This is a genomic window from Acidovorax sp. LjRoot129 (genome assembly GCF_964253765.1).
Taxonomy (GTDB): domain Bacteria; phylum Pseudomonadota; class Gammaproteobacteria; order Burkholderiales; family Burkholderiaceae_C; genus Acidovorax.
Genome location: NZ_CAXUSE020000001.1, coordinates 4708080 through 4725244, shown reverse-complemented (window position 1 = coordinate 4725244; position 17165 = coordinate 4708080). Strand labels below are relative to the sequence as shown.

Here is a 17165-nt window from a genome sequence, read left to right as displayed (position 1 = left end):
GATGGGCCTGTCTCTTTCCACGTTCACGGTGCTGGGGGCCTCCGGCTACATCGGCAGCCGGCTCGCGGCCCACCTCCGCGCGCAGGGGCACACGGTGTGGGCGCCGGCGCGCGGCGATGCCAAGCTGCTCCAACGTCCCCTGGGCCACGTGCTGTATTGCGCGGGCCTCACCGCGGACTTCCGCTCGCGCCCGTTCGACACCGCGGATGCCCATGTGGGGCTGCTTACCGAGGTGCTGCAGCATGCGCGCTTCGACTCGCTGCTGTACCTTTCGTCGACCCGTGTCTACATGGGGTCGTCCTCCACACACGAGGACGCGCCGCTCACGGTGCTGCCGGGCGACCCGTCTTATCTTTACAACCTGACCAAGTTGGCCGGCGAGTCGCTGTGCCATGCCAGCGGCCGGCCGGAAGTGCGCGTGGCCAGGCTGTCCAACGTGGTCGGGCCGGGCATGGACGCGGCCTCTGGCAACCTCGTGGCCGACCTGGTGCACCAGGCGCAGCGTGGGCGCATCGTGCTGCGCTCCGACCCGCAGTCGGCCAAGGATTACGTGCACATTGACGACCTGCTCGACTGGCTGCCGCGCATTGTCTTGACCGGCCGCGCAAGTACCTACAACGTGGCCAGCGGCCGGCAGACCACCCACGCCGAGTGGCTCGCCTGGTTGCAAGCGCGCACGGGCTGCACGGTGGAGGTGGCTGCCGACGCGCCGCTGCAGCGATTTCCCCCCATTGATGTGCAGCGGCTGCGCGCGGAATGGGGCGCCACGCCCCGCGCCGTGCTGGCCGATGACCTGCTGCGCCCCGTGGCATCGCACGCCCCCGTTTTGAACGACCCTGTTGGAGTACCCCAGTCATGACCCCTGTCGACCAATTCGCCAAGGAGCGCCAGGAGCGCCTGGCCGGCTACGCCCAGGACACCGCGTTCCAGACCCTGTCGCGCGACTGGCTGCAGGCCTCGATGCAGCGGCAGTACGTCTACAACTTCGACTGGATGGGTCGGCCCATCATCCAGTACCCGCAGGACATGGTCGCGATGCAGGAGCTGGTGTGGCGCGTGCGCCCCGACCTCATCATCGAGACCGGCATCGCGCACGGCGGCTCGCTGGTGCTCAGCGCTTCGCTGCTCGCGCTGCTGGACATGAGCGACGCCATCGAGGCCGGCACCACGATCGACCCGCGCGCCTCGCGCCGCAAGGTGCTGGGCGTGGACATCGACATCCGCGCCCACAACCGCGCCGCCATCGAATCCCACCCCATGGCGAGCCGCATCGCCATGGTCCAGGGCTCGGCCGTGGCGTCCGACGTGGTGCAGCAGGTGCGCGACTTTGCCCAGGGCTACCAGCGCGTGCTGGTGTGCCTGGACTCCATGCACACCCACGACCATGTGCTGGGAGAGCTCGATGCCTACGCGCCGCTGGTCACGCCCGGCAGTTATTGCGTGGTGTTCGACACCTTTGTGGAAGACATGCCGCCGAAGTTCTTTGCCGACCGCCCCTGGGACGTGGGCAACAACCCCAAGACGGCGGTGCGCCAGTGGCTGGGCGGGCATGCCGAGTTCGAGGTTGACGCCGAGATGGAGCAGCGCCTGCAGGTGACGGTGGCGCCGCATGGGTTTCTGCGCCGGCGTGCGGATGGATGCTGATGCTCAGGCAGAGCAAGGAGACACATCATGGACAACCTGCAATCCTTTGAAGACAACGGCTACGTGGTGCTGCGGGACTTCTGGCCCGATGGCGAGCTCGACGCCTTGCAGGCACAGCTCGACGAGCTGGGCCGGCTCGTGGTGGGCCCGGCATTCAGTTCCGTGGACCGCGCCCGTTACGAGATGACGCCCGAGCAGCAATCGATGCTGTACGACCGGCTTAAATACTTGCCTGCCCTTTCGTGCATGTCGGGCAGCCAGGCCATCCGCAGCATGTGCCGCGACTTCGGCCTGGAGCATCCGTCGCTGATGGGGTGCTGCAACATGCGGCTGGACAAGCCGCACGATGCCCGGCACCTCTTTGCCTGGCACCAGGACTCGGTGTACCTGCTGGGGTCGGTGAACGCGGTCACGGTGTGGATCCCGTTGCAGGACGTGAACCTGCACCACGGCACCATCCAGGTGATTGCCGGCAGCCACCGGCGCGGGCTGGCGCCGTTCAAGCGCATCAGCGACAAGGTGATCGCGCCGTATGTGCCCATGCTGCAGCGCGACCTCAGCCTGGCGGAAGAGGTGACCGAGGAGCCCGTGACCATCGAAGCCAAGCGTGGGGACCTGGTGGTGTTCAAGCAGATGCTGCTGCACCGCAGCACCGCCAACCTGAGCGACCAGATCCGCTGGACCGCCCAGCTGCGCATCACCGACCTGGCGGACCCGGACCACCGGCGCCAGCGCTTTCCAACCGGGGACAAGACCAACATCTTTTATGTGGACTACCCCGGCCACGACAGCGCTGCCCGCCGCGCGCAGGAGCAGCAGTCTCCGCAACCACGTCCACAACCAGGAGCCGTCGCCGCATGACCACCCCACCGACGAACGACCAGGACCCGTCGCGCTATCGCCAGGCTGGCCGCAGCACTTCCGGCGAGGTCGGCTACCGCGGCGCGCTGGATGCGCTGTTCACCAACGCGCGCGGCAGCCAGGTCGAAAAGCTCGAAAACTTTGCCTGCTACGTGCCGCGCCAGTCGATGGCGCGTTTTCTGTGCCTGAGCGAGATCTTCAAGCTGGCGCTGAACGTGCAGGGCGACGTGATGGAGTGCGGCGTCAACTGGGGCGGCGGGCTCATGACGTTTGCGCAGCTCAGTGCGATCTGGGAGCCGGTGAACCTGCAGCGGCGCATCGTGGGCTTCGACACCTTCAGCGGGTTCGAGTCGGTCTCGCCCGAGGATGAGCATGCAGTGATCCAGACGGCGGAGCGCCGCGCCGGCGGCTACAAGGCCGACAGCCTGGAGGACCTGCGCGAGACCGTGGCGCTGTTCGACTCCAACCGTTTTATCGGCCACATCCAGAAGGTGGAGCTGGTGGCGGGCGACGTGGCGCAGACAGTGCCCGCCTATCTGGAGCGGGAACCGCAGACCGTGGTATCCCTGCTGCACCTGGACCTCGATCTGTACGAGCCGACCAAGGTGTGCATCGAGCATTTCGTGCCGCGCATGCCCAAAGGCGCCGTGATTGTTTTCGATGAGTTGAACAACCGCACCTGGCCTGGCGAGACGCGTGCGGTGATGGAGACCCTGGGGCTGCCGCGCCTGCGCATCCAGCGGTTTCCCTACGAACCGCACGTGAGCTACGCGGTGCTGGAATAGCGCCAGCGCAGCGGGCCTGCGAAAGGGCCTGCTGCGGCGGGCAGGTCGCCTAGCCCTGCCTTCCGAGTGACTCGGTGGCGTACCGCAGGTACGTGACCGCGAAGTCGTGGTGCCCGTGGGCAAACTCCACTTCCGCCAGGCAGGCCAGCGCTACGGCGTCATGTGGCACAGCGCTCAGCACCGTCTCGGCCAGTTCAGTCACGTCGATCCAGGTGCGGCTCTGGATCTGGCTGTTGACTGCATCGGGCGCGGCATCGGTCGCCTTGGCCTTGTCCACCAAGGTCTGCAGGCGCTGATGGGCTTCCTGCAGGCTCACGCGCTGTCCGGGCGCCAGGCCCACGCCGGGCGTGGGGGGCTGGGTCCATTCCTCTGGCACGCCGGGCAACCAGGCGGCCATCAGCTGCTGCTGCGCCTCTGGGTCGCCAGGGGCCTCGGTTCTCGCGAGCCACTGGATCCACATGGCGCGCAGCCCTTCGCCAAAAAAATGGCTGTAGATGTCCTCGCGCATCAGAGGTGACTGCTCCAGCTCCGTGCGGCCGTTCAGTCGCTGCGCGTTGAGGGCGTGGACATCACCGGCCAGGCCCTGCGCAATGCGAACGTAGTCCTCAGGCGTGTGGGCCAGCCATTCGGTGCGGCCCAGGTAGCTGAGCATGCCCACGCCCATGCGGCTCTTGAAGCTGGCTCCCACCATCGAGACGACAGGCAAGCCCATCCAAAGCACATCGAAGGTGGTGGTTCCACCCGTCAGCGGGAACGGATCCAGCGCGATGTCGATGCGGTGGTAGGTAAGGTACTGGTTGTCATTGCGCAACGCCACCAGGTCCAGCTGGCTGGCTGGGATGCCCAGGCGGGCGCAGCGCTCGCGGTAGTCCTGCGCGAAATCGGGCCGGTCCAGGTTCTTGCCCTCGATGAGCAGGCGCGAGTGGGGCACGGCCGCCAGCACCTGACCCCACAGCGCGAGCACCTCGTCGGTCAGCTTGCCCAGGTTGTTGCAGGAGCCAAAGGTGATGAAGCCGTTCTCCAACGCGGGCGTGGGGCGCACGAGGTAGCGCGGCTGGTAGCGCCACAGAGGGTTGCGGCTCATGGGCCGGTAGCAGGTAAAGAAAACGGGCAGGCGGTACAGCTGCTCGGTGTACTGGTCGTCCACGTCGGGCGGATCGGTGACCTCGTCGGTGAACTTCATGTCCACGGCCGTGAGACCGGTAGTGGCCGGGAACCCCAGCCACGACACCTGCACGGGTGCAGGCTTGTGGGCCATTGCCATCAGGCCGTTGTGGCCCGTATGGCCTGCCAGGTCCACCAGGATGTCGATGCCTTGCGCGCGGATCGCCTCGGCCTGCTCCTTGGCACTGAAGCCTGCGAGCCGCACGAAGTGATCGGCATGGCGCTCCACACGCTGCGTGACGTGGTCATCGCGCGGGAACAGGTAGAAAGCAAAAATTTCGAACTGCCGCCGATCAAGCTGCGCGAGCAACCCCTCGACGAAGTACATCACCGAATGCACGCGGAAGTCGGGTGACAGGAACCCGATCTTCAGGCGCCGCCAGGGCTCGCCGCGGTGGGCGTCGAAGTTCGGCCAGTGGGGCCGCAGCGGCGGCTCGAACACGGAGCCGAATTGCCGTGCCGCTGCTGACAACTGTTCAGCGGTCACGTCGGGGTCGGCCAACATGAACAACAGCTTGTTGGTGTAGTTGCCGGGGTCGGCGGGCCGCAGCGCAATGGCCTTTTCACAGTCCTGTACAGCTTCACGCACCTGACCCAGTTCGCGCCGGTGGATGGAGCTTTGCATCAGGGCCGCCACCTGGTCGTGCACGTTCTCGGCCAGCCCGGCCGCTGTCTGGCTGGCGGCAAACCCTTTGTCGTGCAGACTCAAGAGGTAGCTGCACTCGGCCAGCTTGATCCAGGCGATGGCCTGCTGCGGACGCAACTTGCAGACCTTTTCGAGCAGGGGCAGCGCCTCGCTGTTGTGGGCTTGCTCGATCAGGATGTTCGCATGGTTGACGAGCAGTTCCGCATCGTCTGGCCAATACACCTGGGCTTGTTGGTAGGCCTTGAGCGCAGCCTCGTAGTCACGTTGCTTGTTGAGCGAGAAGCCCAGCAAGCGGTGCGCCATGAGGTGCCGGCCGTTCTTGCGCAATGCTTGGCGGCACAGGCGGGTGAGGAGCGGCCAATCGGCAGCCACCAGCGCAGCATGCAGGCGGTCGGCGTCTTGTTCGGTGTGTCTGGATTGCACGGTGCTGCTGCCAATCTACGAAAAAAAGGCGGGGTATCACCGAGTGTGACATGCATAAAAGGGGTCCGCTGGACCCCTTTTATCTTGGTGACGCATGTATTGCCGCCGGTGTTTACTTACTTGAGCAGGGACAACACGCCTTGTGGGATCTGGTTGGCCTGGGCCACCATGGCCGTGCCCGCTTGCTGCAGGATCTGGGCGCGCGAGAGGTTGGCAGTCTCGGCAGCGAAGTCGGCATCCTGAATCCGCGAGCGGGAGGCCGAAAGGTTTTCCGACGTGATCTGCAGGCTGGCGATGCTGGTTTCAAAGCGGGACTGCATGGCGCCCAGCTTGGCGCGTTCGCCGCTGATGAAGGCCAGCGCCGAGTCCACGGTCTTCAACGCGTCGGTAGCATTGGTGAAGGTCGTCACGTCAAGATTGGCCACGGTGTGCAGCGACGACCCGCCGTTGTCCAGCTGGTTGCTGGCGGAAGTAAGGGCGAACGATTTTTCGGAGTCCAGGGTGATGTAGCCGCCTGTGGCGATGTTTTCAGCCGTGGAGTCAGCGGTCAGCGTGCGGGCGGTACCGTTGCTGGCGCCAGCTGCGTCGTAGCCCGTCACCGTCACGGCCGCGGCATTGGCGTTGACTGTGTCTCCGATCACAACGTTATTGCCCGTGGCGTTGGTCAGGATGATCTGAGTGCCGTCCGAGCTCAGCGAGGCATTGATGCCGGTCTTGGCCGATTGCTCGTTGATGGCAGAGACGGCTGGGGACAGGCGGTCTGTGCCCGTGGCCGAGGTCAACGTGAAAGATACGGTTCGCGCGGCACCGATGTTGTCGCCTTCCAGCGTCAGCGAGTACGAGCCGGCCGAGGCCATGCCCGCCAAACGAACCTCAGTCCGGGCCGAGGCAGTGACTCCTGTAGTGGCCTGCAGGGCGTTGACTTGGTCGGCCGTGGTCTTGGCCGTAGCATTAGAAGCCACCGTCATGGTGCCGGTGCCCAGATAGCCACTGATGGCGACCGAGCCGGCGGTGACGCCGTTGGTGACCGCCGTCGTGCCACTGACAGGAGCCTGGGCGCCGATGCCGGAGCCGTTGGAGGCGACGTTCTGGTTGTTGCCGTAGACGCTGGTGCGCAGGTTGCCGGTGGCAGCCACGATGGTCTGGTTGGCGTTGGCGCCCACTTGGAACTGTTGCGTACCAAACGTGCCGTCCAGCAGTTTTTGGCCGTTGAATTCCGTGGTTTGCGAAATCCGGTCAAGTTCTGCCACCAACTGGCCGACTTCCTGTTGCAGGGCCTGGCGGTCGCCGGCGCTGTTGGAGGCGTTGGCCGATTGCACGGCCAGTTCACGCACCCGCTGAAGAATGTTGCCGGCGGCGCCCATGGCACCTTCCGCCACCTGGGCCAAAGAAATCCCGTCGTTCGCATTGCGAACAGCCTGGTTCAGGCCGCGGATCTGGCTGGTGAAGCGCTCCGAAATGGCCAGGCCGGCGGCATCGTCCTTGGCGCTGTTGATGCGCAGGCCCGAAGAAAGCCGCTGGATGGCAGTGTTCAGCGACGCTTGGCTGGTGCCCAGGTTGCGCTGCGCGGTCAGCGAGCTGATGTTGGTATTGATGGTTGCTGCCATGGCGAAACTCCTTTACGTCGCTAGACGGATCTGTTTGCCGGTTCAAGCGCACCCGTCCGGCTGTCAATGGGGGAACGATGGACGAATTGTGGAGACGCTGCTTTTGGGCGTTGGGGAGATAAGCGGCAAAAAAGTCGCACAACTTGTGCGTTTAGCCCTTAAGTTTTCCCACGGCACACCGAAAACATTTGCAACGGTCCGTAAGCGGCCCGCCGTTCACCAGATGGCCCGAGAGCGCTGGCGAACCCCAGGAGGCCAGCGTGTTGCTGGCGACCCCGGCCGGCGGCAACGCCATATTCAGTCAGTTCTTTCAGGAGATTTGCAATGGCTTCCACCATCAATACCAACATCGCCTCGCTCACCGCCCAGCGCAACCTGGGTACGAGCCAGACTTCCCTCAACACCTCCATCCAACGCTTGTCGTCGGGCCTGCGCATCAACAGCGCCAAGGACGATGCCGCCGGCTTGGCGATTTCGGAGCGCTTCACCAGCCAGATCCGCGGCCTGAACCAAGCAGTTCGCAACGCCAACGACGGTATCTCCCTGGCGCAAACGGCTGAAGGCGCACTGAAGGCTTCCGGCGACATCCTGCAACGGGTGCGTGAACTGGCAGTGCAGTCGGCCAACGCCTCCAACAGCGCTGGCGACCGCCAAGCCCTGCAGTCGGAAGTCGGCCAGCTGGTTGCAGAACTGGACCGTATTTCGCAAACCACGGAATTCAACGGCGCCAAGCTGCTGGATGGTTCGTTCGGTACGCAACAGTTCCAAGTGGGCGCCAACGCCAACCAGACCATCGTGGCTGCCACCGGCAACCTGCGCACCAGCGTCTACGGCAACAACCAGAACGTCGCCTCCAACGGCTCCGGCATCGGCGCACAAGCCCCGGCGAGCGGCACCACGGCTGTGAACAACGGCGTGACTGCTGGCGCTGTGTCCATCAGCGGCTACCTGGGCACCGGCAGCCTGACTGTGGCGTCCAGCGCTACCGCCAAGGCCACGGCCGACCAGATCAACGGCCTCAAGGCCAGCACCGGTGTGACGGCTACGGCCCGTACCGAAGTGCGCCTGGGTGGCATGGCATCGGCTGGTTCCTACTCGCTGACCCTGGAAGGCGATAACGTAGGTGCTGCCCGTACCGTGTCGTTCACGCTGACCTCGGCCACTGGTACCGATCGTCTGTCGGCCGCGGTGTCCGCCATCAACGACCAAGCTGCCAAGACCGGCATCAATGCTTCGCTGAGCTCGGACGGGACGCAGATCGTCTTGAACAACGCCACGGGCAATGACATCGTGGTGGGTGATACCTCCAACGCCAACGCTGCTGCTGTCACCGTCACGGGTTACGACGCCGCTGGCGCCAGCAACGGCACCGCCCGCACCCTGACCGCCGATACCACGGCAGAAAACGTCAGCACCGGAGGCTACATCACGCTGGACTCGGAAAAGTCCTTCGCGATCACTTCCGCCAGCAACCAGCTGGACGCCGGCGGCTCGGCACTGCAGACGGTGGCCAACCTGGACGTGACCACGTTCGGCAACGCAACCAACGCCCTCAAGACCGTGGACTCGGCCCTGTCCTTCATCAACGGTGAGCGCGCCAAGCTCGGTGCCCTGCAATCGCGCTTCGAAACGTCGATCAGCAACCTGCAAGTGACCTCGGAAAACCTGTCTTCTTCGCGCAGCCGCATCCTGGATGCCGACTTCGCCGCAGAAACAGCCAATCTGTCGCGCTCGCAGATCCTGCAACAAGCCGGCACGGCAATGGTGGCCCAGGCCAACCAGCTGCCCCAAGGTGTGTTGGCCCTGCTGCGTTAAGCAGCGGGCATGGCAGCCAGGGCGTTGCAGCGCCCTGGCGAACCCCAGGCGGCGGCAGATTTCTGTCGCCGCCGTTTGGCTTTTAGGACGGCGGGTGCCAGGACCGCTGGAATAAGACGGGTTTCCTGGCGTGTTTACGGACGTTCCTCAGCGCTATTCGGCGCGATAATTTCCGTTGGACCAGTTCAGGAGGTTTGTATGGCCACCATTTCATCACCAGGCGTCGGCACCAACGGATTGGATGTCAAGAGCATCATTTCGCAGTTGGTCACGCTGGAAAAAAAGCCCCTGGACACGCTCAAGCTGCAGGCGGCCACGGTCAACACCAAGATTTCCGCGTTCGGCCAGATCAAGTCGCTGGTGTCCACGCTGCAGGACGCAGCCGGCAAGCTCACCAGCGTGACCGGTTGGAACGGCGTGGCCACCACGTCCTCTGACACCAAATTCGTCACTGCCACCGCCGTCGGTGGCACATTGCCCACCACGTTCAGCGTCGAAGTTCAAAGCTTGGCCAAGGCGCAGGCCACCGCATCGGCCGCATTGCTGCCCGTGGGCGGCGCGCTGGGCGCCGGCACGCTCCGCCTGGAACTGGGCAAGTGGAGCGTCGCGCCCGCGTCCTTCACCCCCGGCAGCGGCCAGCCAGTTGACATCACCATCAGCGCGAGCGACAAGCTCTCGGACGTGGCCAGCAAGATCAATGGCGCCAATGCCGGCGTGAGCGCGTCGGTCCTGACCGATGCCTCGGGCGAGCGCCTGCTGCTGCGCAGCAAGAGCACGGGTGAGGAGTTCGGTTTCCGCATGAGCGTGATGGAGGGCGGCGATACCGATCCGCTGAGCGCTGGCAACAACGATGCCACGGGCCTGTCGCGCCTGGTCAATGCCTCCACGGTCACGCAGGCGGCCGCCAATGCCAAGGCCACCGTCAACGGCATTGCCGTGTCTTCTGCCACCAATACGTTTGCGTCCACGATCTCGGGCGTGACCTTCAAGGCCGAGCAAGTAACCACTGCACCGATCGAAGTTGCGGTCACCAAGGACAACTCTGCGATCCAATCCAACATCGACGGGTTCGTGAAGGCCTACAACGCCATCAACCAGCTGATGCAGGACGCCACGAAGTACGACGCTGCGACCAAATCCTCAGGACTGCTGCAAGGCGACTCGACCGCCGTGGCGCTCCAAAGCTCGCTGCGCAACGCAATTCAATCGGTCACGACCGGGGGCGGCGCCTACCAGCGGTTGGCGGACATCGGAATCACCCAGCAGCTGGGCGGCGATCTGGTGGTCGATTCAACGAAACTCAACAAGGCGTTGGCGGAGAACCCCGATGACGTCAAGAACCTGTTTCGCAACACGGGCGGCGGCGCGGCCGACGGCATTGCCGTGCAGCTCAAGGCAGTCACCACCACGCTGCTGTCCAACGACGGGTTCTTCAAGTCCAAGGACGCCACTTTGCAACTGAGCCTCAAGCGCAATGCGCAAGACCAGACTCGGGTGAATGAGAAGGTCGATGCATTTGAAAAACGCATTACCCAGCGGTATAACGCGCTGGATACCAAGCTGAGCAGTTTGAATGGCCTCAATGCGTACATCTCGCAGCAGGTCACTGCTTGGAACAAGTCGAACGGTTAATCAGGGGCTTTAGTTTTTCTGGCGCACGCCGATAACTTAAACAATACCTCGGAAGGATGTCAGCATGTTCAGCGCCTACAGCCCCCGTGCAGCCAACGCGTACCAGCGTATCAATGTAGAAACCAGCATGCACACCATGGACCAGCACCAGCTGGTCAGCTTGCTGTACGAAGGTGTCCTCACCTCCATCGCCACCGCCCGTGGGTCCATGGCCCGCGGTGATGTGCTGGGCAAGGTCAATGCCATCTCCAAAGCCGTGCGCATCCTCGAAGAGGGTTTGAGCACCTCGCTGGACAAGGTCGACGGCGGCGAGCTCGCAGAGAACCTGGGTGCGCTGTACGACTACTGCATGCGCCGCCTGATCCTGGCCAATGCCCGCAACGACGACGCCATCATGCTGGAAGTGATGCGCCTGATCGAGCCCGTGGCCCAGGGCTGGAACGAAATCAAGAAAACCGGCAATGCGGCACCTTCCGCCGATGCGCCCGCCCTCACTGGCCAGCCCGTGCTGGTGGAGGCTTGAACCATGTCTCACATGCTGATTGATTACTACAAGGCGATTGAGGACAGCAGCTCCAAGATGCTGGAGGCTGCACGGCTCAAGGATTGGGATGGCGTGGTGCGCTACGAGGGTGCCTGTGCGGTGCTGATCGAGCAGCTGCGTTTCAAGTCGCAAGAGCACGAACTTCTGCCTGAGCACAAACGTGAGAAGACCCGGATCATGCAGCGCATCCTGCGCAACGACGCCCAGATCCGCTGCCTGGCCGAGCCCTGGCTCGCACAGTTCGAACATCTGTTCGAAGGTCAGCCACAGATGATGCACTGAGGCGTGCGCTGACGCTTCAAGACAAAGCCGACCCCACGAGGTCGGCTTTTTTATGGATGAAATAGGGCTCCACCGCTTGCCTATAAAGGATATATTGCTATTAAATTAGGAGCAATTGGTTTGTGACGCTTGGCACCGCGGTGCCACGGCCAGCGATGCCTCGCTGAGTCCCTGTGCCAAGAGCGTGGCGTGTCTTTGGGGGTAAAAAGTGCCCGTAGCGCTTATTGACAAGGCGCGAGCAGCTACGAAATCAGGAGCCAACATAGACCCCGATTGCCCGATACCGGCACGCCATAGGCGAGAGATGCCAAGCAAGGGCCGCCCCGCAGCGAGGGCATCGTCTCCCTGCCCGGAGCGCGCAGCGCTCTGAGAGCGGGGGGGAGGCGCGCAGCGCCTCAGGGGGTGTCGCTGCTATACCTGCATGTTCATGATGTCGGTGTAGGCCTGCACCATCCGGTTGCGCACATGCAGCGTGGCCTGAAAGCCGATCTGGGCCTTCTGGATCGCCACCATGGTTTCTTCCAGGCTCACGGACGGGTTCTCCATCTGGACCTCGGTCTGCAGGTCGGAGGCGCGGTTCTGTGCCGCACTGACCGACTGCAGCGCGCCCTTGAGCGCCCCTGAAAAACCCACTTCGTTGGCGTCGTTTTGCGGCGCTGCAGCACGGCGCGCCACGCCTGCGCCCGTCAGGGGGGCGGTAGAGCTTGAGATGCGAAGGTCCATGGCTGTATCCGAGGGATGGGGGTATGCTGCGTATCCTAGCCATCGCGCCAAGGTCCATCGCTCTGAATTGATGGCCAAACGCGCGGCTTATCCAGCGAACATTGAGAAGGCGTGGCCGAATAATCGACCCCACGCTTTGGTCCTTGTCGGGCCGCCCTACTGGAAAGCAAGATGTCTGCAGTTGCTGAAATTCCTCTCGCCCCCCCTGCCAGCCCCAACTGGCTGCAGCGGCTGTCTGCCCTCGACAGGGGACAGCGCATGCGGCTGGGTGTGGGCGTGGCGCTCCTGGTGGTGGCGGCCATCGCGGCCATCGTGCTGGGCCGCCAGCCTGACTACCGGGTGCTGTTTGCCAACCTGAACGATAAAGACGGCGGCGCCATCGTGGCCCAGCTGTCGCAAATGAACGTTCCCTACAAGCACGCCGATGGCGGTGGCGCGATCCTGATCCCGGCCGACCGGGTGCACGACGTGCGCCTGCGCCTGGCCACCCAGGGCTTGCCCAAGGGCTCCGTGGCAGGTTTCGAGTTGATGGAATCCAGCAAGTTCGGGATGACGCAGTTTCAGGAACGCTTGAACTTTCAGCGTGGCCTCGAAGGCGAACTCACCCGTTCCATCCAGGCGCTGTCGTCCGTGCAAAGCGCACGCGTGCACTTGGCGCTGCCTAACCAAAACGGCTTTTTCCGCGAACAGCAAAAGCCGTCGGCTTCGGTGCTCGTGAGCCTGCATCCCGGCCGCATCCTGGACCGCGCCCAGCTGGCCGGCATCGTGCACCTGGTCGCTTCGAGCGTGCCGGAACTCGCTCCCTCCGCCGTGAGCGTGCTGGACGATACCGGCAAGCTCTTGTCCCAATCGCCCGATGGCGCCGCCGGCAACGGCGTGGACGCGCAGCAGCTGCTGTACGTGCAGCAGATCGAGCAGCAATACACCCGCCGGATTCTGGACATCCTCGAGCCGGTGGTGGGCCGCAACAACGTCAAGGCGCAAGTGACGGCCGATGTGGACTTCACCCAGACCGAATCCACGTCCGAGCAGCACCGCCCCAACCTGGCCACCGATGCCAGCGCCATCCGCAGCCAGCAGATCGTGGAAAGCTCCGGCCCCCAGGGCAATGCGCTGCCCACGGGTGTGCCGGGCGCCACGTCCAACCAGCCACCCGCGCCTTCGACAGCGCCGATCAATGGCGCCAACCCTGCGCCAGCCGCTGCTGGCCAGCAAGGCCAGGGCGCGCAGGGCGTGGGCAGCAAACGCGAGTCCATCACCAATTACGAAGTCGACAAGACCGTCCGCGTGACGCGGGGTGGCAGCGGCGCCCTCAAGCGCGTGAGCGCTGCGGTGGTGGTGAACTACCAGTCGTCTGAAGAGAAGGGCAAGCCGGTGTCCAAGGCACTGACGCCCCAGCAGATCGAGCAGATGACGGCGCTGGTGCGCGAGACCATTGGTTTTAACCGCGACCGCGGCGACTCCGTCAATCTCATGAACACGCCGTTCCAGGTCGATGTGGCTCCCAACAACGACATGCCATTGTGGAAGCAGCCCCAAACGATCGAGCTGGCCAAGACCTTTGCCTGGCCCGTGGGTGCCGTGCTGTTCGCGGCACTGGTGCTGCTCTTGCTGGTGCGGCCTGCGCTCAAGGGTGGCGCTGGCGCGGGCAAGGCCCGGGCGATCCCGGTGGCCGGCGGCCAGCTCGACGCGATGGAATCCGAGACGCCCGAACGCCCCGCGCTGCCTGCGCCCGCCAAGAAGAACGAGGCATTGCCCGCGACGCCAGAGCAACTGCGCCTGGAAGACGCGCGTGTCCTCGCCAAAGAAAACCCCGTCGCCGTGGCCAATATTCTGAAGAGTTGGCTGAACGGCGAAGGCGCGGGTGACCGCTGAGACGTTGTGCACACACCCGCCGTGCCCGTCCATTCCGCCATCATCCACGCCTTCTGAACCCACGGACCACGACCATGGACGACCAAGGACTTAACGACGCCGCCATCATGCTGATGTCTCTCGGCGAGGAAGAGGCGGCCGAAGTTTTCAAGCACTTCTCGCCCAAGGAAGTGCAAAAGCTCGGTGAGACCATCGCGCGCATGCGCTCCGTGTCGCGCGAGAAGGTGGACGGGGTCATCAACAAATTTTCAAACGCTGCGGCCGCGCAGAGTTTGCTGGTGTCAGACACCGGCAACTATGTGCGCGCCGTGCTCAAGCGCGCGCTGGGCGATGACAAGGCCGGCCTGCTGATCGACCGCATCCTGCAAGGGGGTGACGTATCGGGCATCGAGAGCCTGAAATGGATGGACCCGCTGTCGGTGGCCGAGCTGCTGCGCAACGAGCATCCGCAGATCGTCGCGGCCATCTTGGTCCACCTGGATGCCGACCAGGCGTCAGGCATTCTGATGCACCTCACCGACCGCCAGCGCAGCGAAATCTTGCTGCGGGTGGCCACGCTGGAGGGCATCCAGCCCACAGCACTCAAGGACCTCAACGAGGTGCTGTTCAAGGTGCTCGCCGGCGGCGACAAGATCCGCAAGAGCTCCCTGGGGGGCGTCAAGGCCGCGGCCGAAATCATCAACTTGCTGGGCGGCAACATGGATGCCGTGGTGCTGGAGTCCATCCGCGGGTACGACCCCGACCTGGCCCAGAAGATCATGGACAAGATGTTCGTGTTCGAGGACGTGCTCAAGCTCGACGACAAGGCGATTCAGACCGTGCTCAAGGAAGTGGCGTCCGAGACGCTCATCGTGGCCCTCAAAGGCGCGGTGCCCGAGCTGCGCGAAAAATTCCTGTCGAACATGTCCACGCGGGCATCGGAAGCGCTGCGCGAAGACCTCGAATCGCGCGGCCCGATGCGCCTATCCGAAGTCGAAGCCCAGCAAAAGGAAATCTTGAAGACCGTGCGCCGCCTGTCCGACGAAGGTCAGATCGTGATTGGATCCGGCGGTGATGATGCCTTCGTCTAACCAGCGTTCGTACTCGCGCTTCATCCCCAGCGAAGAAGTCGGCGATTTCACGCAGTGGAAGTTTGGTGCGGTGGACGGCTCTGACCTGGTCGAGCCGGAACCCGAGCCGGTGGCGGAGATTCCGGTCGAGATCGACGACGCCGCGCAGCTGGCGATGGTCCAGCAGGCGTGTGACGATGCCTATGCCGAGGGTTTTGCGCAAGGGCAGGCGCAAACCGCGCTGGAATGGCAGCGCCGCATGGATGAGTACATCGCCCAGCAAGGACACGAGACGGCCCAGCGGCTGCAGAGCGTGATGCAGACGCTTGACGCCAGCCTCATCGACATGCAACAGCAAATGGCCCAGCAACTGCTGGAGTTGGCCTGCGACATTGCGCGCCAGGTCGTGCGCCAGGAGCTGTCCGTCAACCCCAACGCGTTGCAACCCGTGGTGCGGGAGGCCGTCGGGATGTTGGTCACCGAAGGCCGGCCTGCCACGGTCCGGTTGAATCCCGTAGACATGGAGGCCATGGCGCAACCCTTGCGCGAAGAGATCGACGCCCCGGGAGTGCAATGGATGGCCGATGCCGCCGTGCCGCAGGGCGGATGCCTGGTGGAGTCTGCCGGCACCGTGGTGGACGGCAGTCTGGACAAACGCTGGCAGCGTGCCATTGCCGCGCTGGGGCTGCAGTCCCCGTGGCAGGAGGAGTCCGGCGATGAGCGTTGACACACCAAACGCCTGGAAGAGCTTTATCGACGATGCGCGGGAGCGTGTGGCCGAGGGCGCGCCGCTGGAGACGCGGGGCACGCTCACGCGGCTGACGGGCCTCGTGCTGGAGGCTGTGGGCATCCGTGTGCCCGTGGGCTCGCAGTGTTTGGTCCAGATGCCCGGGCATGCGCCGGTGCTGGCGGAGGTGGTGGGTTTTTCTGCCGACCGCGCGTTTTTGATGCCGGCTGGCGACATTCACGGCCTTTCCAGCGGGGCCAGTGTGGTGCCCGCAGCGCCTTACATTCCGATGCCGCGGCTGGGAGAGGCGGCTCGGCCCATTCAGCGTGCCGGCGTGCTGCGTTTGCCGATGGGCGATGGCTTGCTCGGGCGGGTGGTGGATGCGCAAGGCTTGCCCCTCGACCACGGCGGGCCAGTACTAGATGTCGTCTCCGAGCCCATGGGGCGGCGTCAGATCAATGCGATGGACCGCGATCCCGTGCGCGAGTCGCTGGACACTGGCGTGCGCGCCATCAACGCCCTGCTCACCGTGGGGCGCGGTCAGCGCCTTGGATTGTTTGCGGGGTCGGGCGTCGGTAAAAGCGTGCTGCTGGGCATGATGGCCCGCTACACGCGTGCGGATGTGATCGTGGTGGGGCTCATTGGCGAGCGGGGGCGCGAGGTCAAGGAGTTTGTGGAGGACATTCTTGGCGCAGAAGGGCGCGCGCGCTCGGTGGTGGTGGCCGCGCCGGCCGACGCACCGCCGCTGCTGCGTATGCAAGGTGCGGCATATGCCACGGCCGTGGCCGAGCATTTCCGCGACAAGGGCCAGCATGTGCTGCTGCTCATGGATTCGCTGACCCGGTACGCCATGGCCCAGCGCGAAATCGCCCTGGCCATTGGCGAGCCGCCGGCCACCAAGGGCTATCCGCCATCGTGTTTTGCCAAGCTGCCGCAGCTGGTCGAGCGCAGCGGCAATGGCTTGCACGGCGTGGGGTCGATCACGGCCTTCTACACCGTGCTGTCGGAAGGGGATGACCAGCAGGACCCGATTGCAGACGCCGCGCGCGCGATCTTGGACGGCCACATTGTTCTGTCGCGTGCCTTGGCAGAAACCGGGCACTTCCCGGCCATCGACATCGAGCAGTCGGCATCGCGCGTGATGCACAACGTGGTGTCGCGCGGGCACTTCGACCTGGCACGCCGCTTTCGTGCGGGGTATTCGCGCTACCAGAAAAGCCGGGATCTGGTGCAGGTCGGGGCGTACATGAGCGGCTCGGACCCCGCGCTGGACGAGGCCATCCGTCTGCAGCCGCAGATGGCGGCGTTTTTGCAGCAGGATATGTTCGAGGCGGCTTCCATGGACCAGAGCGTCGCGGGCATGGCGGCGGTCCTGGACCATTGAACAC

At 64.4% G+C, this 17165-nt stretch carries 15 protein-coding genes; 12 read left to right on the top strand and 3 right to left on the bottom strand.

Features of this window, described 5'->3' with window-relative positions; all coding sequences use genetic code 11:
* The first annotated feature begins 1 nt into the window (after position 1).
* From ACSQ3Q_RS21540 to ACSQ3Q_RS21525, 4 genes are read left to right on the top strand one after another with little or no spacing between them, the layout of a single operon-like run.
* The gene (locus ACSQ3Q_RS21540; protein ID WP_436136359.1) at positions 2-859 is read left to right on the top strand and encodes an NAD-dependent epimerase/dehydratase family protein; all 858 of its coding nucleotides are present in this window, start codon (positions 2-4) and stop codon (positions 857-859) included.
* Positions 856-1644 (top strand): cephalosporin hydroxylase family protein, encoded by a 789-nt coding sequence (locus ACSQ3Q_RS21535; RefSeq protein ID WP_436136358.1) that lies wholly within the window; start codon positions 856-858, stop codon positions 1642-1644. Before ACSQ3Q_RS21540 ends, ACSQ3Q_RS21535 begins: the two co-directional genes overlap by 4 nt.
* Positions 1645-1671: 27 nt before the next feature.
* Positions 1672-2505 carry a phytanoyl-CoA dioxygenase family protein gene (locus ACSQ3Q_RS21530; protein ID WP_436136357.1) on the top strand — a complete coding sequence of 278 codons (834 nt, stop codon included), beginning with the start codon at positions 1672-1674 and terminating at the stop codon, positions 2503-2505.
* Entirely contained in the window at positions 2502-3290 is a 789-nt protein-coding gene (locus tag ACSQ3Q_RS21525) for a TylF/MycF/NovP-related O-methyltransferase (protein ID WP_436136356.1), read from the top strand. The genes ACSQ3Q_RS21530 and ACSQ3Q_RS21525 overlap by 4 nt, the downstream gene beginning before the upstream one ends.
* Positions 3291-3339: 49 nt before the next feature.
* Here ACSQ3Q_RS21525 and ACSQ3Q_RS21520 read toward each other — a convergent pair whose 3' ends face one another.
* Together ACSQ3Q_RS21520 and ACSQ3Q_RS21515 are read right to left on the bottom strand one after the other, a co-directional pair.
* The gene (locus tag ACSQ3Q_RS21520) at positions 3340-5523 is read right to left on the bottom strand and encodes an O-linked N-acetylglucosamine transferase family protein (protein ID WP_436136355.1); all 2184 of its coding nucleotides are present in this window, start codon (positions 5521-5523) and stop codon (positions 3340-3342) included.
* Positions 5524-5639: 116 nt separating this feature from the next.
* Positions 5640-7130 (bottom strand): flagellin, encoded by a 1491-nt coding sequence (locus ACSQ3Q_RS21515; RefSeq protein ID WP_436136354.1) that lies wholly within the window; start codon positions 7128-7130, stop codon positions 5640-5642.
* A 324-nt stretch (positions 7131-7454) separates the two neighbouring features.
* Here ACSQ3Q_RS21515 and ACSQ3Q_RS21510 point away from each other — a divergent pair, with 324 nt between their 5' ends.
* From ACSQ3Q_RS21510 to ACSQ3Q_RS21495, 4 genes are all read left to right on the top strand, one after another.
* Positions 7455-8945 (top strand): flagellin, encoded by a 1491-nt coding sequence (locus ACSQ3Q_RS21510; RefSeq protein ID WP_436136353.1) that lies wholly within the window; start codon positions 7455-7457, stop codon positions 8943-8945.
* Between the two features lie 198 nt (positions 8946-9143).
* Entirely contained in the window at positions 9144-10577 is a 1434-nt protein-coding gene (gene fliD / locus ACSQ3Q_RS21505) for a flagellar filament capping protein FliD (RefSeq protein ID WP_436136352.1), read from the top strand.
* A 64-nt stretch (positions 10578-10641) separates the two neighbouring features.
* Positions 10642-11100: a flagellar export chaperone FliS gene (fliS, locus tag ACSQ3Q_RS21500; protein ID WP_436136351.1), complete on the top strand. Its 459-nt coding sequence runs from the start codon at positions 10642-10644 to the stop codon at positions 11098-11100.
* Between the two features lie 3 nt (positions 11101-11103).
* The gene (locus ACSQ3Q_RS21495; protein WP_436136350.1) at positions 11104-11403 is read left to right on the top strand and encodes a flagellar protein FliT; all 300 of its coding nucleotides are present in this window, start codon (positions 11104-11106) and stop codon (positions 11401-11403) included.
* 411 nt (positions 11404-11814) lie between these two features.
* Here ACSQ3Q_RS21495 and fliE read toward each other — a convergent pair whose 3' ends face one another.
* Positions 11815-12126, bottom strand: coding sequence for a flagellar hook-basal body complex protein FliE (gene fliE, locus ACSQ3Q_RS21490; RefSeq protein WP_218296968.1), 312 nt, complete (start codon positions 12124-12126; stop codon positions 11815-11817).
* Positions 12127-12297: 171 nt separating this feature from the next.
* Here fliE and fliF point away from each other — a divergent pair, with 171 nt between their 5' ends.
* From fliF to fliI, 4 genes are all read left to right on the top strand, one after another.
* Positions 12298-14001, top strand: a complete 1704-nt coding sequence (gene fliF, locus ACSQ3Q_RS21485; protein ID WP_436136349.1) for a flagellar basal-body MS-ring/collar protein FliF — start codon at positions 12298-12300, stop codon at positions 13999-14001.
* Positions 14002-14075: 74 nt separating this feature from the next.
* Entirely contained in the window at positions 14076-15071 is a 996-nt protein-coding gene (gene fliG / locus ACSQ3Q_RS21480) for a flagellar motor switch protein FliG (RefSeq protein ID WP_436136348.1), read from the top strand.
* The gene (locus ACSQ3Q_RS21475; protein WP_436137050.1) at positions 15058-15777 is read left to right on the top strand and encodes a FliH/SctL family protein; all 720 of its coding nucleotides are present in this window, start codon (positions 15058-15060) and stop codon (positions 15775-15777) included. The genes fliG and ACSQ3Q_RS21475 overlap by 14 nt, the downstream gene beginning before the upstream one ends.
* A complete protein-coding gene (fliI, locus tag ACSQ3Q_RS21470) occupies positions 15767-17161 on the top strand; it encodes a flagellar protein export ATPase FliI (protein ID WP_436136347.1) in 1395 nt (464 codons plus the stop codon). The genes ACSQ3Q_RS21475 and fliI overlap by 11 nt, the downstream gene beginning before the upstream one ends.
* Positions 17162-17165 lie beyond the last annotated feature (4 nt).